The 2,144-nt window shown below is 54.6% G+C and carries 2 protein-coding genes; both read right to left on the bottom strand.

All coding sequences use genetic code 11. The annotated features are described in order from the left end of the window. Positions 1 to 153: 153 nt before the first annotated feature. Positions 154 to 786, bottom strand: a complete 633-nt coding sequence (locus tag CFB82_RS41320; RefSeq protein WP_089487940.1) for a GTP cyclohydrolase I — start codon at positions 784 to 786, stop codon at positions 154 to 156. Between the two features lie 462 nt (positions 787 to 1,248). Next, the gene (locus CFB82_RS41315; RefSeq protein WP_089487939.1) at positions 1,249 to 1,995 is read right to left on the bottom strand and encodes an IS6 family transposase; all 747 of its coding nucleotides are present in this window, start codon (positions 1,993 to 1,995) and stop codon (positions 1,249 to 1,251) included. Positions 1,996 to 2,144: the final 149 nt, after the last annotated feature.

Raw genomic sequence — 2,144 nt, 5'->3', positions numbered from 1 at the left:
CTGGAAGACCGGACGCCGGATGAGGCATACTTCGCGACGCTGCCTGCGATCAAATCGGCAGCATGACTGCTCCGACGGTTCCACTTAAAAATCTCGGGACCCTGTCCGAACAAGCGGCGCCACCTCTGCCTGCCCCCTTCTCCCAAAGAATTGCTATCGATTGATAGTGCGAAGGAACTCGTTTCGAGCTTGGGCGTTATGATCAAATTCACCGATGTAGCATTGCGTAATAACACGCTCGTCGCCGCGGCGGTTTTCGCCCATGAGTAAGCACAGTTGTTCTGCTTCGATCAGGCAAGCTGCTCCCCGTGCTTTACCATACGTAACAAGGGCTGTTGCGATCTCATTGGTGATCCACTCTTGGTATGTGAACCGATGGCTGATCGCATCGATCATCCGGGCGATGCGCCCAAAACCATGCAGACGCCCTCCGGGCAGATAGGCCACGTGTGCCACACCGCGAAACGGCAATAAGTGATGCGGACAAACACCATGGACAGCGATGCTGCGAATGATCACCATATCTTCCTTTCGATCATCGAAACCCATGCCCAATGCCTCGGCAGGATCAACGTCGTAGCCGTCAAGCAAGCGCTTTTGCCAAAGTTCCCGCACGCGTTGTGCCGTGCGGCCGGTATGTGCGGTGTCTATTTCGATGCCGCTTGCTTTGAGCAAGTTACTAACCGCAATTTCAAATGCGGCGGGATCGAATTGACGGATGCGATGAATTTCCGTAGGCGCTTGTTCGCGCGCATCGCATGCGTTATTACATTTATTTTCAAACATGCCATCATCTCTCTTAGAAATACTCATAAATCTGGAAAAGCCTCGCCATTTTTCTGATAGTTTTTTTGCGCAGATGCTTGGGCGATTTTCTTGAGCCATTCACAATAGCTCGACGATTTCGCCTTTCTGACCACGCCGACATACAATCTAAAATGTTGACTTCGAAGTGCGCAGAAAGTTCCGCAATGGCATTGAGAACCCCGATGGGCGGTCAAATTCCCCCACCTGTGGGCACGTCAAAATCCCCCACCTAGAGACACGCGGAGCATGATGCTAAGCTCTTCCCGAGAACCACTTCCGCATTTCTGAGTCTATGCGCCGATAGGCTTTTGTGACGCGAAACGTGAAGAAGCAGAAAGGGTTGGAGTTGAGTGCGGAAGATAGGGCACCTCGAATTACCGCTCTTTGGTTCTGTCGCGATAACGGAGGGGAGACGAGGTTGATCGCCATTTTCAGGAATCCTTACATCACCAGTGAATAGAACTGCGCTGCCACTGACGGATGGGCGCCTTCTTTCACCCGCATCTGCCCTTTGCGGATCATATGCATGAGTTCAATGCCGGACAAAATGATGCGTGCACACCGGAAATCCTTGAAACCCAGCATGGGTTTCGTGATGCGTTTGATGGCCCGGTGATCCTGCTCAACGATGTTGTTCAGGTACTTGCATTGGCGAATCTTGATGGGCGTTTCCCGTTCAGCATTGACCGCCTGAAGCGCCGCAAGATTGGCCCCGCTCTTATCCACCGTGACCGTCTCCGGCGCGCCGTTCCGATCGATCGCCTTTTCAAAATACCGTTGCGCGGCGGCCCTGTCCCGACGGGCCCGAAACAGAAAGTCGACCGTGTCCCCCGCCTTGTCCACCGCACGATACAGGTATTTCCACTGGCCGCGCACCTTGATGTACGTCTCGTCCATCCGCCAGCTTTTGCCCACTGGCCGCTTGTGCTTGCGGAACGCCTTCTCGAACAGCGGCACCAGCTTGATGACCCAGCGGTGCACCGTCGAATGATCAACCTCGATGCCGTGCTCCTCCATCATCTCTTCGAGATTACGCAGGCTCAGCGAATAGGCCACGTACCACCGCACGCACAGCAAAATCACGTCCACCGGGAAATGCAGCCGCTTCAGAACTTTCGCCACGCCAGGCGGCAACGCATTCCGCGAAATGGGTTCCTTCTTCACCGGAACTTCGAGCAAATCTTTCATCCCCCGATTCTACCGGCATTCCTTAGTCGGACATGCGAAATTCAGGCGGTCGTTTCGAGCTGCGCGCAACGCGACCTCGTCGCGAGTTGAATCGCGCGCGTCAACACCGCCGCCCATCGAAATGGCAAGTGCATGGGTACGCCAACCCG

This window comes from Burkholderia sp. HI2714, from assembly GCF_002223085.1.
GTDB lineage: Bacteria > Pseudomonadota > Gammaproteobacteria > Burkholderiales > Burkholderiaceae > Burkholderia > Burkholderia lata_D.
Note: the sequence above shows the minus strand (reverse complement) of the source record. Positions and strands in the feature narration are given on the sequence as shown.

Bases quoted from the DNA above. Each gene is read 5' to 3' on its own strand.
- CFB82_RS41320 (WP_089487940.1), bottom strand. From the start codon at position 786: ATGTTTGAAAATAAATGTAATAACGCATGCGATGCGCGCGAACAAGCG.
- CFB82_RS41315 (WP_089487939.1), bottom strand. From the start codon at position 1,995: ATGAAAGATTTGCTCGAAGTTCCGGTGAAGAAGGAACCCATTTCGCGG.